This is a genomic window from Nocardia pseudovaccinii NBRC 100343 (assembly GCF_001613225.1).
GTDB lineage: Bacteria > Actinomycetota > Actinomycetes > Mycobacteriales > Mycobacteriaceae > Nocardia > Nocardia pseudovaccinii.
In genome coordinates, this window is record NZ_BDBY01000311.1 from 1 (window position 1) to 2,880 (window position 2,880).

At 68.8% G+C, this 2,880-nt stretch carries 1 protein-coding gene; it reads left to right on the forward strand.

Features of this window, described 5'->3' with window-relative positions:
- Positions 1–87 precede the first annotated feature (87 nt).
- On the forward strand, positions 88–2,880 hold a 2,793-nt coding region (mobF, locus tag NP3_RS36265), incomplete at its 3' end, for a MobF family relaxase (RefSeq protein ID WP_157124788.1).

Consider the following 2,880-nt stretch of genomic DNA (forward strand, 5'->3'; position numbering starts at 1 on the left):
CCTACACCCAACAACATTCAGCAATAACAGCGCAAACCTCATACATTCTTTGCTGCTAAGGGTTTGCGTACCGTGGATTGTGTGGTCATGACGTTGCACAAGCTGGCAGCGGGCGAGGGATATCTCTACTACGCCCGGTGCATTGCTGTGGCCGATGGCGACGACCGCGGCCGCGCCACGCTGGCCAACTATTACGAGGCCAAAGGGGAGGCACCGGGCCGGTGGATCGGGTCCGGGCTGGTCGCGTTCGACGAGGTCGAGGTCGGGGACGCCATCACCGAGGCGCAGATGGCCGCGCTGTTCGGGGAAGGCCTGCATCCGGATTCCGCAGCGATCACCGCGCGGTTGAAGGCCGACGGTGTGACGCAGCCGTGGGTGATCCGCGAGCTGACGCGGTTGGGGCGGCCGTTCTACCAGTACCGCGAGCGACCGGATTTCCGGCGCGAGTGCGCGGTCGCGATCGAGGCCTGGAACATCGAGCAGGGCAATCCGCGCGATGCGGAGGTGCCGGAGGAGGAGCTCGCGCGCATCCGCACCGAGGTCGCGTTGCGGATGTTCACCGCGGAGCATGAGCGGGCGCCGAAGACCGATACCGAGCTGTCTGGGTGGATCTCGCGGAATCTGCGGCCGCCGAAAGTGGCGTTGGCGGCGGTCGATCTAACGTTCTCGCCCTGCAAGAGTGTCAGCACGCTGTGGGCGGTCGCGTCGCGCGAGGTCGCCGAGAAGATCGAGGCTGCCCACCATGCCGCGATCCGGGACGCGCTGGCGTATCTGGAGAAGCACGCCGCGTACACCCGGCTGGGCGCCTGCGGTGTGCGGCAGGTCGACACGGAAGGGATCATCGCGGCCGCCTACACACATCGGGACTCCCGCGCCGGCGACCCTGATCTGCACACCCATGTGGTCGTGTCGGCGAAGGTGCGCACCCTGGATGGCAGTTGGCGAGCGATCGACAGCAACCAGCTGTACCTCCACAACGTGGCCGCCTCCGAGGTCTATAACACGAGGCTGGAGGCGTATCTCGGTGAGGCGCTTGGGCTGGAGTTCGCCGAGCGCCCCGGCCAGGTCGCGGGAAAGCGGCCGGTGCGGGAGATCGTCGGTGTGACTGCGGATCTCAATGAGTTGTGGTCCAAGCGCAACGCGGAGATCACCGCTCGAGTTGGTTCGAGGAGCAGCGAATTCCAGGTCAAGCATCGGCGGGAGCCGATGCCGAAAGAAGTACTGAGGATGGCGGGGACGGCCACGATCGCGACCAGGGCGCGCAAGCACGCGCCGCGGGCGCTGATCGAGCAGCGGGCAGCGTGGTGGGCTGAGGCGGTGGGGCTGCTGGGCGAGCAAAGGTTGGAGGCGATGCTGGCGCATGTCCTGGCCCGCGAGCACGGCAGCGATGTGCGTGTGCGGGAGCTCGTCGACGACGTATGGATCGACACCGTTGCACGGCGGGTGATCGGGACGGTCTCCCAGGCGCGGGCGACGTGGCGGATCCCGCATGTGCGGGCGGAGGCGGAGCGGCAGATGCGCGGGCGGCGCATCGATGTCGCGCGACTGGACGAGGTCGTCGAGCGCGTGGTCGATTCCGCGCTGTCGGAGCCGATTTCGATCCCGCGCGGTGTGCACGACACCATTGCGGCGCCGGGTGTGCTGGCTCGCCGCGACGGCACGAGTGTGTACGTGACCGCCGGATCCACGCTGTACACCTCGCCGCAGGTGTTGGCGGCCGAGCGGCGGCTGCTCGAGGCGAGCACCCTGTATGGCGGTCGCGTCATCTCGGCGGCTGCCGTCGAGATCGCCGAGGTCGAGTTCGCCGCGAACAACCAGGGGCGGCGGCTGAATCCGGGACAGCGTGCCCTCGTCACGGCGATGGCGACCTCCGGTGCGCGGTTGCAGGTGGGTATCGCCGCAGCCGGGACCGGAAAGACTACGGCGATGGAGGTGTTGGTGCGGGCGTGGCGGGCCGAGGGTGGCTCGGTGATCGGGATCGCGCCGACTTCGGCCGCGGCGGGTGTGCTCGAGCAGGAGGCGGGGGTGAGCGCGTCCACGATCGACCTGCTGGTCACGATGGCCGCCGATCTGGAGACCGGCGTGCTGGACGAGCAGGACGCACCGGAGTGGTTGCGCAGCATCGATGAGCGCACGCTGGTCATCCTCGATGAGGCGGCGAAGGCGGCGACCGCCAAATTGGATGCGGCCGTGGCGTTCCTGCTGCGGCGGGGTGCGTCGGTCCGGGCGATTGGCGATGACCAGCAGCTGGCGTCCGTGGAGGCGGGCGGAGTGATGCGCGACATCGCTCACGCCAGTGACGCGCTGACCCTGACGGCGGTGATGAGGTTCGCCGATGCTGGTGAGCGGGCCGCGTCGCTGGCGGTGCGCGACGGCGATCCGGCCGGCCTCGGGTTCTACGCCGACCGCGACCGCATCCACGTCGGCACGATCGGCTCGGTGACCGAGCAGGCCTTCGCCGCGTGGGCCGCCGACACCGCCGCGGGCCTGGACTCGCTGCTGCTCGCCCCGACCCGGCATCTGGTGACCGAGCTGAACGCGCGGGCCCGCGCGCAGCGGCTTGCCCGCACTCCTCTACCGGAGGATGCGCGGGAGGTGGTGCTCAGCGACGGCCTGGCCGCCAGCGACGGCGACACGATAGTCACTCGCCGCAACAACTACGCCGTGCGGATCTCGGCGACCGACTTCGTGCGCAACAGCTACCGGTGGGTCGTGCGGGAGGTGCATCCGGACGGCCGGATTACTGCCGCGCACACCACTTCTGGGCGTCTGGCCACGCTGGACGCCGACTACGTGCGGGAGAACGTGCAGCTCGGGTATGCGAGCACTATCGACTCCAGTCAAGGATTGACTGTCGACACGTGCCACGGGGTGCTGACC